This window comes from Rhodococcus sp. 15-2388-1-1a, from assembly GCF_002259145.1.
In the GTDB taxonomy this organism is placed as follows: domain Bacteria; phylum Actinomycetota; class Actinomycetes; order Mycobacteriales; family Mycobacteriaceae; genus Rhodococcoides.
The window spans coordinates 1-15,756 of the sequence record NZ_NPFP01000018.1 but is presented as its reverse complement, the minus strand read 5'-3'; the positions used below and the strand labels follow the sequence as shown (position 1 = coordinate 15,756).

Sequence of the window (15,756 nt, the reverse complement as noted above, 5' to 3'; positions counted from 1 at the left end):
TGCTGCTAGGCGGGAACAGTGCGTTGCCTACACCCTATCGGGCAGGTGATCGTTCCTGGCTGTCGGAGGGCTGACCTAGTGTCTAACAGTGTGAACGGTCAACGAGGCGCGGCAGCCACATCACCTGTGCCCGTGCTGCTCGACGCCGGGTCGTTGACGCGCTGTCGGCATCGGCTCTATCTCGACACCGCGTACGGATCGTTGCTGCGCGGTGAACCCGAGAACCCCGGGGTACGGCAGCGCCGAGAAGCAGCTCAGGCCCATCGTGAGAACGTCCGCGCGAAGCTGGCCGTGGACGATTCGATGCTGTGGACCGAGATCGACCGACCCACCGCCCGAGACGCTGCCGACGCCACCGTCGCCGCCTGCCGGGCCGGAGTGGAACGCATCTGGAATGCGGTACTGCCCCTCGAACGCGACACCGGCCGACGCGGTCGCAGCGAACTGCTCGTCCGCGATCCGGCGGGTGGATACATCCCGGTGATCGTCGTCAACCACAAGGTCACCGACCCCGGCCGCGGCGCGCGCACCACCCCACTCGACCAGTGGTCTCCGTCGATCGACGAGACCCGCAAGGTGCGCAGTCAGCTACGCGACCAGCTCCGGCTCGCGCACCTGTACCGCATGCTGGCGCACGAGGGCCTGGCCACGGCCACACCCGTCGGCGGCGCGGTGGGCTACAAGGGCGAATGCATGCTGGTGCACGATCTCACGACGGTCCTCGACGAATACGACACTCGCTTCGCGGACCGGCTCTCGGTGGCCCAGGGCATCTCGTTCACCGTTCCCTCCCAGGTGAGCGAATGTCGGTCGTGTTCGTGGTGGTTCGACTGCAAGCCGCAACTCGAGGCCGTTCGTGACGTCTCGCTGGTCGCCTCCGGGTCCCGCGCCGATGTGCTGCGCAGCGCCGGCGTCCGCACCATCGACGAGTTGGCGCAATGGACCGGCCCGGCTCCCGAGGAGTGGCCTTTCGGGAACTTCGACGACGCGGTGTCCGCCGCGCTGGCCTGGCGAGCGGACGTGCCGTTGCTGCGGCGCTCGGAGACCGTCTCGGTGCATCGCGCCGACGTCGAGGTGGACGTGGACATGGAGAGCTACCAGGAACACGGCGCGTATCTGTGGGGCACGCTGCTCACCGAGGCAGGCGGTCCGCCGCCGTCGTATCGCGGTTTCGTCACCTGGGATCCGCTGCCGACCGTCGACGAGGGCCGCTCGTTCGCTGTGTTCTGGAACTGGCTGATGGACACCAGGGCCGACGCGGCCGCGCGCGGCAAAACCTTTGCCGCGTACTGCTATTCGCGGCAGGCGGAAGACAAGTGGCTGCTCGATTCGGCCCGCCGTTTCGCGGACGTTCCCGGGGTTCCCACCGAGGCGCAGATTCGTGAATTCATCGACAGCGAGCAATGGGTGGACATCTACCAGGCCGTGAGCGATCAGTTCATCTGCCCGAACGGCAAGGGACTGAAGAAGATTGCGCCCGTCGCAGGGTTCGCGTGGCGGGACGACGAAGCCGGCGGCGAGGCGTCGATGGGGTGGTATCGGGAAGCAGTCGGATACGACGCGGAGCCCGACCACACGCAGCGCGAGCGACTGCTTGTCTACAACGAGGACGATGTTCTGGCGACGAAAGTGTTGCGCGAGTGGATGTCCGACCGCGCGGAGAAGGAGATTCCTACGGTGGCGGACCTGCGCGCTCGCGCGTGACCCCGCCTCGATCGGCGGGGCCACCCGGAGTGGTCAGTGATTAACGCGGAGCCATGCGGATTGCGCCGTCCATGCGGATGGTTTCGCCGTTGAGGTAATCGTGCTCGGCGATCATCTGGACCAGCTGCGCGTACTCGGTGGGCTGCGCCAGACGCGAGGGGAACGGCACCGATGCCTCGAGGCCCTGACGGTATTCCTCGGTGACGCCTGCCAGCATCGGGGTGTCGACGATGCCGGGGGCGATGGTGTTGACGCGGATGCCGACCTGGGCCAGGTCGCGAGCGGCGGTGATGGTCATCGCGTGCACGCCACCCTTGGACGCGGTGTAGGCGATCTGGCCGATCTGGCCCTCGAACGCCGCGACCGACGCGGTGTTGATGACGACGCCGCGCTGGCCCGCGTCGTCGACGGTCGACTGCGACTGCATCCGATTCGCGGCCAGCCGCATCACGTTGAACGTGCCCAGCAGGTTGATGGTGATGACGGTGCGGAACAGCTCGAGATCGTGCGGCCCCTTCTTGGACAGGATGCGGCCGGCCCAGCCAACGCCTGCGCAGTTGACGACGATGCGGAGGGGCACACCGGATGCGACGATCGTGTCCAGTGCGGCCTCGACCTCTGCCTCGCTGGTGACGTCCGCGGGGAGCAGCGTCACTCCGGCCGGGACGCTGTCTCCGGCGCGCTCGATGGACTGCGGCAGATCGAGCCCGAAGACGGTGACGCCCGCGGCGGCCAGACGTGCGGCCGTTGCGGCACCGAGGCCCGATGCCCCGCCGGTGACAAGTGCTGCTGTTCCTGAAATCTCCACGTCGTGGATCCCCTTCGCTCACAGTGACGGGCCGCGGCACAGGCAGCGACCTCGTGGTCGTTCTGCACCATAACCGGCGGGGAACCTCAGGTACCGACGGGTGCCGTAGATCCCGTCAACGCCGGATGTGACCGGTGTGGTCGTACTCGACTCGGTGCGCATTGTCGCCCAGGTCGTCGAGCAGAATCGTCGCCGCCACGGGACGGCCCGGAGGCAGGAGGCGGACCGTCACCGCGCCTGCCTCTGCGGCATCGAGTGCCCTCGCCGTAGCGGCCACGATGCGGTCTCGGACGTCGTCGTCGAGTGCGTCCGGGGACCGATCGTCGAGCATCATCACCTCCACCCCGCGGGCCCGCGCGGACCTGGCGGCGCGAGCGAGATCGGGCCGAACGAGACCGCGGGCGCGCAGGGTGTCGCGAAGTTCGGCTTCGAGAAGCCGACACGCGAGGACTTCCTCGTCGGTGGGATCGGGACCGTCGGCGATGCGTTGGAGCAACGGACGGGCCAACGCGTCGAGACTGGCCAGGCGAGCGTCCCGTTCTTCCAGCGCAGCCGCCGCCGCGGCCTGGGACGCGATGCGCACTGTCGACTGCGTACGCAGCGCGAAGATCGCCGCGGCCAACGGCCGGATGGTGAACGCGAAGAACGTCGCCATCAACAGCGGCGCGATGTTGATGGCGCTGAACGAGAGCCCGTACAGAAATCCCTGACCCGTCACCACCGCCCATCCGATGGCGACGGACATGGTCAGTGCCAGCCCGAGCCACGCGGCCGGCGTGCGGCCGCGGACACACATGAAGGTATAGATCACCACGGACATTCCCAGCGGCCAGGTCTGCAGGCTTCCGGCCAGTGGAACCGGCAGCACGGCGAAGACCAGAGCCGCTGCCACCGGGCCCGATACGGTCATCAGTGCGGTCGACCGTGCGCTCGGTGGATCACCCGGCGCTCGGAGCAACAGGATGACCGCGGCCGAGAGCGCAAGCACCGCTGCGTATTCGGGCCACACTGCAGACACCCCGGTCAGGGTTGCGGATGCGGACACCAGGCAGGCGAGGACGAAGAATCCGGCAACTGCATACGCTGCTGCCGACTTCATCGCCAGCAGATCGCGAATGTCCTGGCCGTTCATCGCTTCCAGCCCAATCGCACGATGGTGCCTGCGGTGGAGGATTCGATCTCGGACGATCCGCCGTCGAGCTGACGCATTCTGCCCTCGATGCTGACCGCGACGCCGAGTCGGTGGGGCGGCACCGAACGTCGATCGAAGCCGATGCCGTCGTCCTGCACGGTGATGTGCATCGACGACGGGTTCAGCTCCACGGCAACCGAACGGTGTGATGCTCTCGCGTGAATCAGGCTGTTGCGGAGCGCTTCTGCCAATGCGGCAGCGATGGCTCGTACCGTGTCGGCAGGGTAGACCTCCGTGAGCTCGAGCGCGCCCTCGTGCACGGTGAATTCGATCGACTCGTCGACTGTCGTTGCGGCAGAACGAAGCTGGGCCAGAGCCTCGTCGGCCGAGAACGTCTCGGAGACGGTGCCGGTGGTCAGGTGATCCAGATGCATCAGAGCCGAGCGGGCCTGACGGGCCAGGCTGGGCGTGCGGCCATGGCGAGCCACAGCCAGCAGTGACGACATGACCTCGTCGTGGATCAACGCGTCGAACCGTTCGCGCTCGACCTCACGCGCGGTGGCCGCAGCCGCCCGGGCTGCGTCGTCGTGCGTCGTCGAGATCGTCGCGTCGAGAATGCGTCCGGTGCGTACCGCCGCCAGCGTGGCGGCCACGAACACCGTGCAGAACATCATCGAAAAGAAGATCTCCGCGATGATGTTGCTGCGGGGGAACGGCTCTCGCACAGCCTGATTCATCAACTGTGCGAGGACAACGCTGACGCTCATGTGGACGAACGCCGGGACGGGTCGCCACACCGTGGCGGCGGCGAGTGCAGCCAGGCCGGGAAACGCCGCGAGAAATGTCGGGGCCTGGTCGAAGGTGGCACCGTCCCAGGCCACCCACCACAGCAGGGCCATGATCGGGAACGTCACTGCTGCGATCGAACCGGCGATCCTGATGGCGGTGATACTCGGCTGAAAAGTGATGGCCCCGAATGCGAAACCACTGCCGAACACGACCACGACGGTGACCGGAGTCCACCAACCGGGAACCACCTCGCTGCTCCGCGCGATATCCGGGATCAACAGCAGCAGATAGATGAGATAGCCGGTACCGACGAAACGACCGAAGATTCTGATCAGCCGATCGGTCGAACGGTGCGCTGCGTCGGTCTTGCTCACCTGCTGGTCGTCGTTCATGCACCCCTCCCGGGAGAGGAGTGTAAACCAACGTCAGGCGCGCTCGATGGTGTCCTGCTTCTCCGATTCCCTTGCTGCCCTGGTGCGGGAGCGCCGGACGAACACGGCGACGACTACGGCGGAAATCGCGACGACCGCGCCGGCAGCGATGTACGGGGCTGCGGTACCTGGCATCAGGCCCTCGAAGAACAGGACGGCACCGAAGACGAAGAACAGGATGGCCGCGCCGTACTGGATCATGCGCTCCGGCAGGTGCTTTCCGAGTACCGCGCCGACCACGATGGCGAGCGCATCGGCGGCGACCATGCCGATGGTCGAGCCGATCCACACACCCACCCAGTCGTTGTCGGCGGCGAGAGTGACGGTGGCCAGCATCGTCTTGTCGCCGAGCTCGGCGAGGAAGAACGCCGACGCGATTGCGAGGAACGCGGATTTGGTGACCCGGGACGCTTTCGCGCCTTCGTCGTCGGACAGGGAGTCGCCGCGCAGCGTCCAGAGCCCGAAGATGACGAACGCGATGCCGCCGACGATGGAGATCGCCTCGGTGGGGATCGACACCCCGAGGAAGTGGCCGACCGCGACCGAGACCAGGTGCACGACGGTGGTGGCAACGGTGATGCCGCCGATGACGACGTACCACTTGTAGCGCAGGGCGAACGTCATGGCCATGAGCTGGGACTTGTCACCCAGCTCGGCGACGAAAATGACAGCAAAACTCAGCAACAATGCGGACAGCACAGCAGACTCCTCGGTCGTCGAATGGACCGAAGGTCTCGCCCACCGGAACTGGCCGGTTCAGGTGCCGGGTCGCAATGAGCGACCAGTATGTCGACACGATGATTGGGGGCTACTCCCCTTCGCTGCACACGACTTTAGGGGCCTCGCCGCGAAATGTCCAATGCGCCAATAAGTTTGGGTTCCCGAAAATTCGAGTGCGGATGGCGGTCAGGATGCGAGGAGCATCGCCAAAACTGCGGTGTCGGGATCGCTGATGGGATCGAGACCCACCCGGCTGACCATCGAGGTGACGGTGCCGTCGGATTCTGCCTCGACCCAGGCCGCCCGATGATCGAGCCCGAGGTGTGGCAGTCCGGGGAGCAGAACGCAGCCGGACGCCGCGCCCGCGCACTCGGGGAGCGTCGGGGTCGTCTCCGACGGTGGGTGCAGCATCAGCAATGCGGCAGGTTGATGTGCGGCGAACCGTCCGGGAGCCAACGCGAAATCCCCGATCACCGGACCCTCGGCGACGACCAAACCGACCGTCCCCGGCGCGGGGTCGTCGGGCAGTTCCTCACGCACCCCGAAGACCGTCGACGTCGCCAACAGGCCCGGCATCGAGGCCACCCGCACAGCGAGGGCCAGGAACTGTGCCCATTCCTTGGTGGTGTCCGGCCAGCGGCCGGAGATCACGAATCCGCGCAGCAGACCGGCGGCATGAAACGGTGAAACACCGATGAGATCTCGCTCGTCCATCTCGATCGTTCCTCCCAGACAGGTACAGGGCTCGAAGCCGGGTACACGACGTTGGGTAGGAAGAGAATGACGCGAAAACGGCTGGCACACAAGATGGGGAGAGTGCCAGCGGGCTCCCCCCTTCGAAGCGTCAATGGACCACTGCACCCGTCTGAGCGGGGCAATGGTCCATTGACGCTGTCGGTGAAGCGAGTGGTGCGACGACCTACGGGAAGATCAGACCCGGGGTCTTCGACGTTGCGGCCTCGAAACGAGCCTGGACGTCGGCCCAGTTGACGACGTTCCAGAACGCCTTCACGTAATCGGCCTTGACGTTCTTGTACTGCAGGTAGAAGGCGTGCTCCCACATGTCGACCTGGAGCAGCGGGATGATACCCAGCGGCACGTTGGCCTGCTGATCGTAGAGTTGGAAGGTGAGCAGCTTCTTGCCCAGCGAGTCGTAGCCCAGAACTGCCCAGCCGGAGCCCTGCAGGCCGTTGGCGGCAGCGGTGAACTGTGCGCGGAACTTGTCGAACGAACCGAACTGGTCGTCGATCGCGGCACCGAGCTCACCCTCGGGCTTGTCGCCACCGTTGGGCGAGAGGTTCTTCCACCAGATGGAGTGGTTGACGTGGCCGCCGAGGTGGAACGCGAGGTTCTTCTCGAGCAGGAAAATGGCTGCATGATCGTCGTTGTCACGCGCTGCGGCGAGCTTTTCGACCGCGGTGTTCGCGCCTGCGACGTAGGTGGCGTGGTGCTTGGAATGATGAAGCTCGTTGATCTCGCCCGAGATGTGCGGCTCGAGGGCGGAGTAATCGAAATCAAGGTCGGGCAAGGTGTACTCGGACACGTGGTTCCCTTCTCTAACGACGCCGTACCCATCGTGTGATGCGGGCACGTTCGTCCTACTGCGGATCTTTCGTAGGGTTCAACCCAATCTCATTCCTACCCTCAGTGCAACAGTTGTAACCGAGATGCTTTTCTCGGAATAAATTCGTGTGAACGTCGCAGTCGAATTGTTCGACTGTGAATCCGCTCCGAATATCACGAAACAGTTGCGGAGCGACTGCGGATTGGTCCAATACATGAACGGAACCTAAACTCGCGGGTGTGAACGGGGACCGACCGAGCCAGAGCACGGTCGACGAGTCCGCCTCCATACAGCGCGTCGACGCACCCCGAGTCCAGATGGACGGTGCCGACCTCCTCCGCGTCATCGCCGTCCTCGCGGTGTTGTACTCCCACATTTCGTTCTATCTGCTCGACGACATCGGCGGCGGCTGGTGGATGATCGACGTCGTCAACACCGTTCTCATCGAGGACGCAGGCCTCAACCTGCACCTGTCCTTCGTCGGCGTCAGCATCTTCATGCTGCTGACCGGCCTGCTGATCACCCGATCCGCCATGCGGCAATCGCGTCGGGACTTCATGGTCGCGCGCCTCGCCCGCCTCGTCCCGGCCCTCTGGTTCGCCATCGCCATGGCCGTCATCCTCGTCAAGCTCGGCCTCAACGGGATGTTCAGCGGCCAACCCGGTATCACCAACGGCGAGGCGTTCCTCAGCTTCTTCCTCGGCGGCTTCTTCCTCCGACCCGAGGTCGCCGTCCTCGGTGTCACCTGGACGCTCGTCGTGCAGATCGTGTTCTACCTCTACTGCATCTCGATGCGCGGGACACTGAACACCAGGCCCATCGTGGTGCCACTCGTCGGCGCTGCACTGTGCGCACTGGTGATCGTCTACAACCTCTACCTGCCGCAGCCCTACACAGTTCCGTTCCTGACCAAGGTCGCGGGCGTACTCCCTACCCTGTTCCTCGGCCAGATCGCCTACCTCGGATGGGCACGCCTGATCACCTGGCGCTGGGTCGTCGTCGGCGTCATCGCTCAGATCGAAGTGATCCGACTCGCCATCGAAGTCCACACCTTCTGGATGGGCGACACGTACCTCTGGACACTGCTCGTCGTCACCGGAACCGTCTTGATCCTCGCCCGATACAACGGACCCATCACCCGCTGGCCCGTCATCCGATGGATCGGCACCCGAAGCTACGCGATCTACCTGATCCACACCCTCGTGCTCTACCGGATCTACGCAACCGTCGAACCGCACCTGGGCCCCAGCGCCGCCGTCCTGGCATTCCTGGCCGGTACCGCCGCACTCGCCGAAATCATGTACCGATGGATCGAACTGCCCGCTGCACGACACATCAGCGCTCAATACGCTCGCCTACGCGCCCGATCCGCCACCTGACCGAGCCCCCCGGGTACTCAATGTGACATCCAGTGGACTTTTGGGCAGTCAATGTCACGTCGAGTGGACTCGGGCGGGCCGGTTTCTGGAGGGTCAGAGCTGCGGGAGAACCTCGGATGCGACGAGTTCGAGGTGATCGAGATCGGTGAGGTCCATGGTCTGCAGGTACACGCGTGTCGCGCCGATGGCTCCGAAGCTGCCGATTTTGTCGACGAGTTCGGCGGGGCTTCCTGCGGCACCGTTCTCCCGTAGTTCGGATACTTCGCGGCCGATGGCGGCGGCGCGTCGGGTGATGTCTTCCTCGGTGCGGCCACAGCAGAGGACGAGGGCGTTGGAGTAGACGAGGGAATCGGGGTCGCGGTCGGCGGCTGTGCAGGCGGCGCGGACGCGACCGAACTGAGTCTCGGTGTCGGCCAGCGAGGCGAAGGGGATGTTGAATTCGTCGGCGTATTTCGCTGCAAGTGCCGGGGTGCGCTTCTTACCGCCGCCGCCGATGACGATGGGCGGGTGCGGGGTCTGCACCGGCTTCGGGAGCGCGGGTGAGTTCGTGACGGGATAGTGCGTGCCGGCGTGCGAGAAGGTCTCGCCGACGGGCGTGTTCCAGAGCCCGGTGACGACGGCCAGTTGCTCTTCGAGTCGGTCGAAGCGTTCGCCGAGCGGCGGGAAGGGAATGCCGTACGCCGTGTGCTCGTTCTCGAACCAGCCGGCACCGAGGCCGAGGTCCACGCGACCACCGCTCATGGCGTCGACCTGGGCGACGCTGATGGCCAGGGGCCCCGGGTAGCGGAAGGTCGCAGAGGTGACCAGCGTGCCGAGCCGAATGGTCGAGGTCTCGCGGGCCAGCCCGGCCAGGGTGATCCACGCATCGGTGGGTCCGGGTCCGCCGTCGCCACTCATCGCGAGGTAGTGGTCGGATCGGAAGAATGCGCCGTAGCCGAATTCCTCGGCAGCCTTGGCGACGCGGAGCAGTTCGTCGTACGTGGCGCCCTGCTGCGGTTCGGTGAAGACGCGTAGCTCGATGGAAGTCATGTTCGCCAGCCTAAACAGCGGATTCACAGGACCGCAGACGGCGGCTGTGTCAAATCACCATCGATCCACAGGCCCAGTTGGTACTCGATACACCGCGAGGCCTACTCGGAGCTTTGACCTGTGGATAGAAACCGGCACGAGCCCCGATTCTGTGGATCGATCTGTGGATACTGTGGATAACTTCTGTGACTCCAGTGACATAGGTCATAGCGAGGCAGCGCTTCGGTCGAGAGGACACGGGTGGCAGCCCCGCGCGGACGCGTGACAAGATCGAGGTGTGTCTCATCCCGAGCAGTCGCCTGCCGTCACCGTCGATCGTCTCCCGGTGCCGTTCCCGCCGGCGGCCATCCTGCTCGACGTCCGCGAGGACGACGAGTGGCAGGCCGGACACGCACCTGACGCCGTCCACATCCCGATGGGCGACATTCCGTCCCGCGCCGGTGAGATCGACAACCAATCCGAGGTGTACGTCGTCTGCAAAGCCGGTGGTCGCTCGGCTCGCGTCGTCGAATACCTCAACCGCGTGGGCTACGACGCGATCAACGTCGACGGTGGGATGCTCGCCTGGCAGGCCGCTGGTCGACCGATCCAGCGCGACGACGATGCCCACGAAGCGAGAATCATCTAGATGTCGGCACCGCAGGGACGCGCTCAGGCGTTCCAGGTCTGTGCCCGCTGCAGCACCCGCTGGGCTGTAGGCGCACGGCCGGGCACCTGGTGCCCTCGCTGCCACGGCGTGCTGCTCTCACCGGTGTCGACCAGGGCACCCGCACAGGGTGCCCGAAACTTTCGATGGGTGGCCCGCCCTTCGGCCTCGTCGACAAAATCCGAGCGTCGCAGCCGATCCGCATCCCCGACCCCGACGCCGCACTACGCCTCGACGCCCACCTGGGGATTGCGGGACATCCCGCGCGATCCCGACGCCGATCGCCGCATCGGTCGCGTCGAGCGGTACGCCGCGAATGCTCAGAACCTGGTCGTCGTCACCGCGATGTTGCTGACGCTGGCCGCATTCGCCGAAGTGTTCCGGTACGGCATCCTGCTGCACAATCGCGAGCGACTGATCTCGCCGATCACCCTGGCCGTGTCCGACGCATTGGTGTACTTCGCCCAGGTCGGCGCGCTCCTCATCGGTCTGGCGGCGCTGATCTCCTCGTCCTGCTGGCTGATCGACCAACGCAGACGCGCCTTCACCGCCGCCGGCTCCACCGATCCGCGATCGGTGCGCACGATGTTGCTGTTGTCGATGCTGCCGTTGGTCCGCATCGTGATGCCAGGGGTCTACCTCACCGAGGTGGTCCGTCTCCGCGGCGGTGCCGATGCCGACGTGCACCGCGAACTGACACTGGTTCGCATCTGGTGGGCCGTCTGGGCAGCGAGCAACGCGCTGGTCGTCGTCCAACTGCTGTGGAACCTGCGCGATTCCCTCCAGGCCCGCGCCGACGGAGTTCTGCTGTCGGCATTCGTGGCACTGGTCGCCGCGGTCTCGGCCGTGCTGACCCTGGCCGTGATGCGCCGACTCGAAGGCCGCACGCTGCGCGGCTCCGCCATGTCGCGTCCGACCCGCTGGGTGATCGCCACCGGCACCGAACAGAAACCGAAGCAGCAGTCCGAACAACAGCAGTCCGAACAACAGCAGCCCGAAGAAAAGCAGTCCGAGGAGAAGCCGCCCGAGCGTGAACCCGAGGCGGTGACGGCGTCGTGAGTCCCGATCGGCGTGGGCCACTGGTCGTCGCGCATCGAGGTGCGTCGGCGGCCAAGAAGGAACACACTCTCGCGGCCTACGACCTCGCGCTGCGCGAGGGAGCGGACGGCGTCGAATGCGACGTGCGGCTGACCAAGGACGGCCATATCGTGTGCGTGCACGATCGCCGTGTCGATCGAACCTCGAACGGCACCGGCATCGTCAGTGAGATGGACTTCGCCGACCTCGCCCGACTGAACTACGGCGAGGCCGACGAACCCGCCGAACTCCTGACGTTGCACGACCTCATCTCTCTCGTCCTTGACTGGAACAACAAGCCGGTCAAACTCTTCATCGAGACCAAGCATCCCGTGCGGTACGGCTCGCTGATCGAAAGCGCGGTGCTCGCCGAACTGCACAAGTTCGGCATCGGCGCGCCTGCGTCGGCGGACCACTCGCGGGCGGTCATCATGTCGTTCGCGCCGTCGGCCGTCTGGCGCGTACGGCGGTCGGCTCCGATGCTTCCGACGGTGCTCCTCGGAGACAGCTCGCACTACCTCGGTGGGGGAGCGGCGACAACCGTCGGCGCCACCGCCGTCGGGCCGTCCATACGGGCTCTGCGCGAGCACCCGTCCATCATCGACCGCGCAGCAGCGTCCGGCCGGGCCAGTTACGTGTGGACCGTCGACGAGAAAGAGGACGTGGACCTGTGCCGCGAGCTCGGTGTCGGGTGGATCGCCACCAACCACCCCGGTCGAACGCGAGCCTGGCTCGAATCGAAGAACGTGTAGGTTTTCGGGCGTGGGTAAGAGCAAAAGAAACAGTGGACCGAAGCAGGACAGCAACCGAGCAGCGAAGCTTGCTCAGCGGGAAGCGGAACGCGCGAGCATCGAATCGGCGTCGGCTCGCCCGTTCGAAGGCCTCGCCGCCGAATGCGACCTGGTAGCGCTGCGCGAGTTCGTCCCGTCGGCTACGGCAACCGCGCCGATCACGGTGGACGGTCGCACCATCACGTTGGCCACGGTGCTACCCGGTGCCGTCGCGGCATTGGTGCGCGAAGACGCCGATACCGTCGAGGGATTCGTCGGCCTGCAGGTGCAGAACCAGTCGAAAGACGTTGCAGCAGATATCAGTAGCGCGCTCGGCTGGGCGTCCACCGCGTCCCCGGGAGAGTCGCTCGAAGCCGCGAAGATCACCGACAGCACCCCCGCGTTGACCGAGGTGCTCGACGCGTCCGCACTGCTCGAGATCACCGTCCATCAGGACTTCAACTGGTGGATTCCCGAAAGTGCCACTCCCGCAGCCGATGTGACTGCCACCGTGGAGCGCGCGAACCAGGCGATCATGCCCTCGGCGCGAATCGAGGCCGACGGCGTCGTCGCGGCCTGGTGGGTGGATGCAGGCGACAAGGCGCACATCCGGTGGGTTCGTCCGGAGAGCGAGGACGACGTGATGCTCGCCCTCGCGCGCCTGCACGCTGCGGGTGATCTCAACTTGGGTGAGGGCTCGCGCTACGCCGGTTCGTTCCGCACGCACGGGGTGCTGGTGCCGGTGTTCGATCTCGATCCCGAGATGCACCCCACCGAATGGGCAGGGCCCACAAAGGAATTCGGCGAGAAGCTGGGCGAGGCACTGGCTGTCGACGCTCCGCTCACGGCGGCGCAGTTGCGTTCGCGCGACGGCCTACGCGGCCGCCAGGTCACTCTGCGCTAGAACGCGAGAAGGTGGCCGCCCGAACAAGAACTGCTTGTTCGGGCGACCACCTCTATGAGCGCGAGGGTTCGCGCGTTACTCGTGGGAAATTGCGACGTGCAATTTACAGCGATCCGCCGGCAACGGTGGGTGCGCCCGAGTCGGCGACCACGCTGGTGTTCATCTCGCGGGCGACGAACTGCTCGAGGTCGAACAGGTTGTGGCCCGCGCGGTCGGCGATGTTGAGCAGCGTCTTCATGCTGGCAACTTCCTCGACCTGCTCCTTGAGGAACCACTGCATGAACTGCTCGCCGAGGTAGTCGCCCTCTTCACGTGCGGTGCTCGCCAGAGCGATGATCTGCTCGGTGACGGTCTCTTCCTGCGCCAGCGCCAGGGCGATGGCCTCACGCGGATCGGTGAAGACGGACTTCGACGCGTCGACGCCGGTCAGCTCGACCGTGATGTCGCGATCGAGGAAGTACTGCACGATCATCATCGCGTGGTTGCGCTCTTCGACCGACTGCGCGTAGAAGTGCTTCGCCAGCTGCGGCAGATCGACATTGGCGAAGTAGACCGCGGTGGCGATGTACTGCTGCGAGGCGTTGAACTCGTTGCGAATCTGGTCGCGGAGAAGTGCGTGGAACTTGGTGTGGCTGGTTTCCTTGATGTCTGCGCTCATGCTCAGGACAATATGCCTGGTCAGAGGGCATTGTCATCCAAGTCGATCCTTATTGAGGCGAACGTTGCCTAATACAGTCGATCCTAAATGTCGTCTCTGAGCAGGGCGCAAACTACGCCCTTCCGGCTTCTTTCGGGGCATTGGTGGCGCGGATCACCGTGGAGCCGATCTCGCGAGCGACGTACTGCTCGATGTCGAACAGGTTCGATCCGGCCCGGCGAACGATGTTGAGCAGACTCTGCATCGCCGCCACCTCCTCGACCTGTTCGGTGAGGAACCAGTGGGTGAACTGCTCGCCTATGTAATCGCCCTCGGCCCGGGCAGCGCGCGCCAGCGCGGTGATCTGCTCGGTCACCGTCGACTCCTGAGCCAGCGCCAATTCCACCGGTTCGACGACCGACTGGAAGGCCGTGACCACGTCGTCGATTCCCGACGTGTCGACCTCGAGTCGATTGTCGATGAGGAAGCGGATCATCATCATGGCGCGCCGCCGCTCCTCGGCGGACTGAGCGTAGAAGCGCGTGGCCAACTGCGGTAGATCGTTGCGGTCGAACCACACCGCAATCGCGACGTACTGCTGTGATGCGGTGAACTCGTGCCGCACCTGGGCGCGCAGAAGATCGTGGAACGACGCACCGGGCGTCGCGGCGGGCTGGGCAGACGGCGATGTCATGGTCCACAACCTACATTCAGGGTCGTTCCGCAGGCTCCACTCCCGCCTACCGGCTGCCCATGGGGAAGTCAGGGTCGCTCAGGGGCCACCGGTCAACAGTTCCGGCGGGATCTCACGGTCCTGCGCAATGGCGTCGAAGAATGCCGGAGCGCGCGTGTCGTCCCACAGCAGTACGTTTCCGACGTCGGAGTCCTGGAATCCGCCGACGGGAACCGTCGTGGTCACCGGACCGCTGCGCATCGCCCAGGCCAGTGCGGCGAGGTTCCAGATGTGATCTCCCTCGTCGACGCTCAACGACGAGGCGGTATCGGACACCAGCGGCCACAGCCGGAACGGGTTGAGGAAAGTCGAAGCGCTGGTTGCCTTTTCCAGGAGGGCGGACATGAACGCGCGCTGATTGTTCATCCGATCGATGTCGGCCAATGCCGTCGCGCGGGACCGCACGAATCCGAGCGCCTCGGCTCCGGTGAGATCCTGGCAGCCGGCGGCAATGTTGATGCCCGCCAACGGATCGTCGATCGCATTCTGCACGCAAACGTTGACGCCACCGACCGCATCGACGATCCCGGCGAAGCCGCCGAATCCGATCTCGGCGTAGTGATCGATGTGCACACCGGTTGCACCCTCGACCGTCTGTACCAGCAGTGGCGGACCGCCGAATGCGAAGGCCGCGTTGAGTTTGTCCTGGCCGTTGCCCGGAATCGACACGTACGAATCGCGCGGCAGGCTGACCATCGTGGGCGCGCCGCTGCCCTCGGGGATGTGGATCAGGATGATCGTGTCGGTGCGGCTCGGGCCCACCTCGCCGCCGGTCGCGAGCGAGGCTTCCTGCTCCGGCGTCAGGCCGGCTCGTGAATCCGATCCGACGAGAAGCCAGTTGGTGCCAGGGGTGTCGCCGATGCGCCCGGGATACGAGGTGAGGGCGTCCACGCGCGTCAACGAGCTGTCGACGTAGTAGACGGCACCGCCGATTCCCAGCACGAGGACCAGCAGCACGATCAGGAAGCGTCGACCCCAGCGTCTGCGCTTGCGCGGCTTCGCGACCTTCGGTGGCCGTGAATCACGCTGCGGCCGAGCGGGTTCGGGGCGTCGCAGCGCACGCTGCGCAGGTGCTGCCGGTTGCCTGCGCTCCTCGGTGAACGGCTCCGGCTGCTGACGCGGCGCATACCCGGTGCGACCCGGTGGATCGTCCTGGGGGCGTGAATACTGACGCGTCGAATTCGGGAGATCCGACTGTGCAGATCGGGGTTCGGGTGCCTGCGACCAGGCCTGCTGAGGGCTGTGGCGTGGGAGTGGCGCCGGGCGAGGCGGCACGTCCGGCCTGGGAGTGGGGCGGCCGTCGCGTCGGATGAACTCGGTGCCCTCCGGTGGCGGCTGGTTCGGGCGATATCCACGTGGGGGCGGCTGTTGGCCGGGCGGTGGACGGTTGGGTCGTGGCGGGGGCGGCTGGTGGCCGGGCGGCTGCTGACGGG

16 protein-coding genes are annotated in these 15,756 nt (G+C 65.7%); 6 read left to right on the top strand and 10 right to left on the bottom strand.

The features are described from left to right. Positions 1 to 90: 90 nt before the first annotated feature. Positions 91 to 1,704 carry a TM0106 family RecB-like putative nuclease gene (locus tag CH302_RS11645; protein ID WP_371828409.1) on the top strand — a complete coding sequence of 538 codons (1,614 nt, stop codon included), beginning with the start codon at positions 91 to 93 and terminating at the stop codon, positions 1,702 to 1,704. A gap of 40 nt (positions 1,705 to 1,744) precedes the next feature. Here CH302_RS11645 and CH302_RS11640 read toward each other — a convergent pair whose 3' ends face one another. From CH302_RS11640 to CH302_RS11615, 6 genes are all read right to left on the bottom strand, one after another. After that, positions 1,745 to 2,512 carry an SDR family NAD(P)-dependent oxidoreductase gene (locus CH302_RS11640; protein ID WP_032397116.1) on the bottom strand — a complete coding sequence of 256 codons (768 nt, stop codon included), beginning with the start codon at positions 2,510 to 2,512 and terminating at the stop codon, positions 1,745 to 1,747. A gap of 115 nt (positions 2,513 to 2,627) precedes the next feature. Continuing rightward, positions 2,628 to 3,644, bottom strand: a complete 1,017-nt coding sequence (locus tag CH302_RS11635; protein WP_052047242.1) for a hypothetical protein — start codon at positions 3,642 to 3,644, stop codon at positions 2,628 to 2,630. Beyond that, positions 3,641 to 4,825 (bottom strand): ATP-binding protein, encoded by a 1,185-nt coding sequence (locus tag CH302_RS11630; RefSeq protein WP_082323441.1) that lies wholly within the window; start codon positions 4,823 to 4,825, stop codon positions 3,641 to 3,643. Before CH302_RS11630 ends, CH302_RS11635 begins: the two co-directional genes overlap by 4 nt. Positions 4,826 to 4,858: 33 nt before the next feature. Next, complete coding sequence (locus CH302_RS11625) at positions 4,859 to 5,563, bottom strand: TMEM165/GDT1 family protein (protein WP_037186607.1); 705 nt, start codon at positions 5,561 to 5,563, stop codon at positions 4,859 to 4,861. Between the two features lie 207 nt (positions 5,564 to 5,770). Then, complete coding sequence (locus tag CH302_RS11620; RefSeq protein ID WP_037186605.1) at positions 5,771 to 6,298, bottom strand: hypothetical protein; 528 nt, start codon at positions 6,296 to 6,298, stop codon at positions 5,771 to 5,773. 205 nt (positions 6,299 to 6,503) lie between these two features. Continuing rightward, entirely contained in the window at positions 6,504 to 7,127 is a 624-nt protein-coding gene (locus CH302_RS11615) for a superoxide dismutase (protein WP_037186603.1), read from the bottom strand. Between the two features lie 338 nt (positions 7,128 to 7,465). Here CH302_RS11615 and CH302_RS11610 point away from each other — a divergent pair, with 338 nt between their 5' ends. Continuing rightward, a complete protein-coding gene (locus tag CH302_RS11610; RefSeq protein ID WP_094649955.1) occupies positions 7,466 to 8,527 on the top strand; it encodes an acyltransferase family protein in 1,062 nt (353 codons plus the stop codon). Between the two features lie 93 nt (positions 8,528 to 8,620). On the opposite strand, the gene CH302_RS11605 is transcribed toward CH302_RS11610, so the two are convergent. Then, positions 8,621 to 9,547 carry an LLM class F420-dependent oxidoreductase gene (locus tag CH302_RS11605; protein WP_170945854.1) on the bottom strand — a complete coding sequence of 309 codons (927 nt, stop codon included), beginning with the start codon at positions 9,545 to 9,547 and terminating at the stop codon, positions 8,621 to 8,623. Between the two features lie 286 nt (positions 9,548 to 9,833). Between CH302_RS11605 and CH302_RS11600 the strand changes: the two genes are divergently transcribed. From CH302_RS11600 to CH302_RS11585, 4 genes are read left to right on the top strand one after another with little or no spacing between them, the layout of a single operon-like run. Further along, entirely contained in the window at positions 9,834 to 10,184 is a 351-nt protein-coding gene (locus tag CH302_RS11600) for a rhodanese-like domain-containing protein (RefSeq protein WP_037186596.1), read from the top strand. Further along, positions 10,185 to 11,261, top strand: a complete 1,077-nt coding sequence (locus CH302_RS11595; protein ID WP_082323440.1) for a DUF4328 domain-containing protein — start codon at positions 10,185 to 10,187, stop codon at positions 11,259 to 11,261. It abuts the gene before it with no gap. Further along, entirely contained in the window at positions 11,258 to 12,031 is a 774-nt protein-coding gene (locus CH302_RS11590; RefSeq protein WP_037186592.1) for a glycerophosphodiester phosphodiesterase, read from the top strand. The genes CH302_RS11595 and CH302_RS11590 overlap by 4 nt, the downstream gene beginning before the upstream one ends. 10 nt (positions 12,032 to 12,041) lie before the next feature. Then, complete coding sequence (locus tag CH302_RS11585; protein ID WP_037186590.1) at positions 12,042 to 12,953, top strand: DUF5926 family protein; 912 nt, start codon at positions 12,042 to 12,044, stop codon at positions 12,951 to 12,953. 103 nt (positions 12,954 to 13,056) lie between these two features. On the opposite strand, the gene CH302_RS11580 is transcribed toward CH302_RS11585, so the two are convergent. From CH302_RS11580 to CH302_RS11570, 3 genes are all read right to left on the bottom strand, one after another. Further along, the gene (locus CH302_RS11580) at positions 13,057 to 13,611 is read right to left on the bottom strand and encodes a ferritin (RefSeq protein WP_037186588.1); all 555 of its coding nucleotides are present in this window, start codon (positions 13,609 to 13,611) and stop codon (positions 13,057 to 13,059) included. Between the two features lie 112 nt (positions 13,612 to 13,723). Then, on the bottom strand, positions 13,724 to 14,284 hold the full coding sequence (locus CH302_RS11575; protein WP_037186586.1) for a ferritin: 561 nt from the start codon (positions 14,282 to 14,284) through the stop codon (positions 13,724 to 13,726). A 78-nt stretch (positions 14,285 to 14,362) separates the two neighbouring features. Continuing rightward, positions 14,363 to 15,634 (bottom strand): LCP family glycopolymer transferase, encoded by a 1,272-nt coding sequence (locus tag CH302_RS11570; protein ID WP_371828418.1) that lies wholly within the window; start codon positions 15,632 to 15,634, stop codon positions 14,363 to 14,365. Positions 15,635 to 15,756 lie beyond the last annotated feature (122 nt).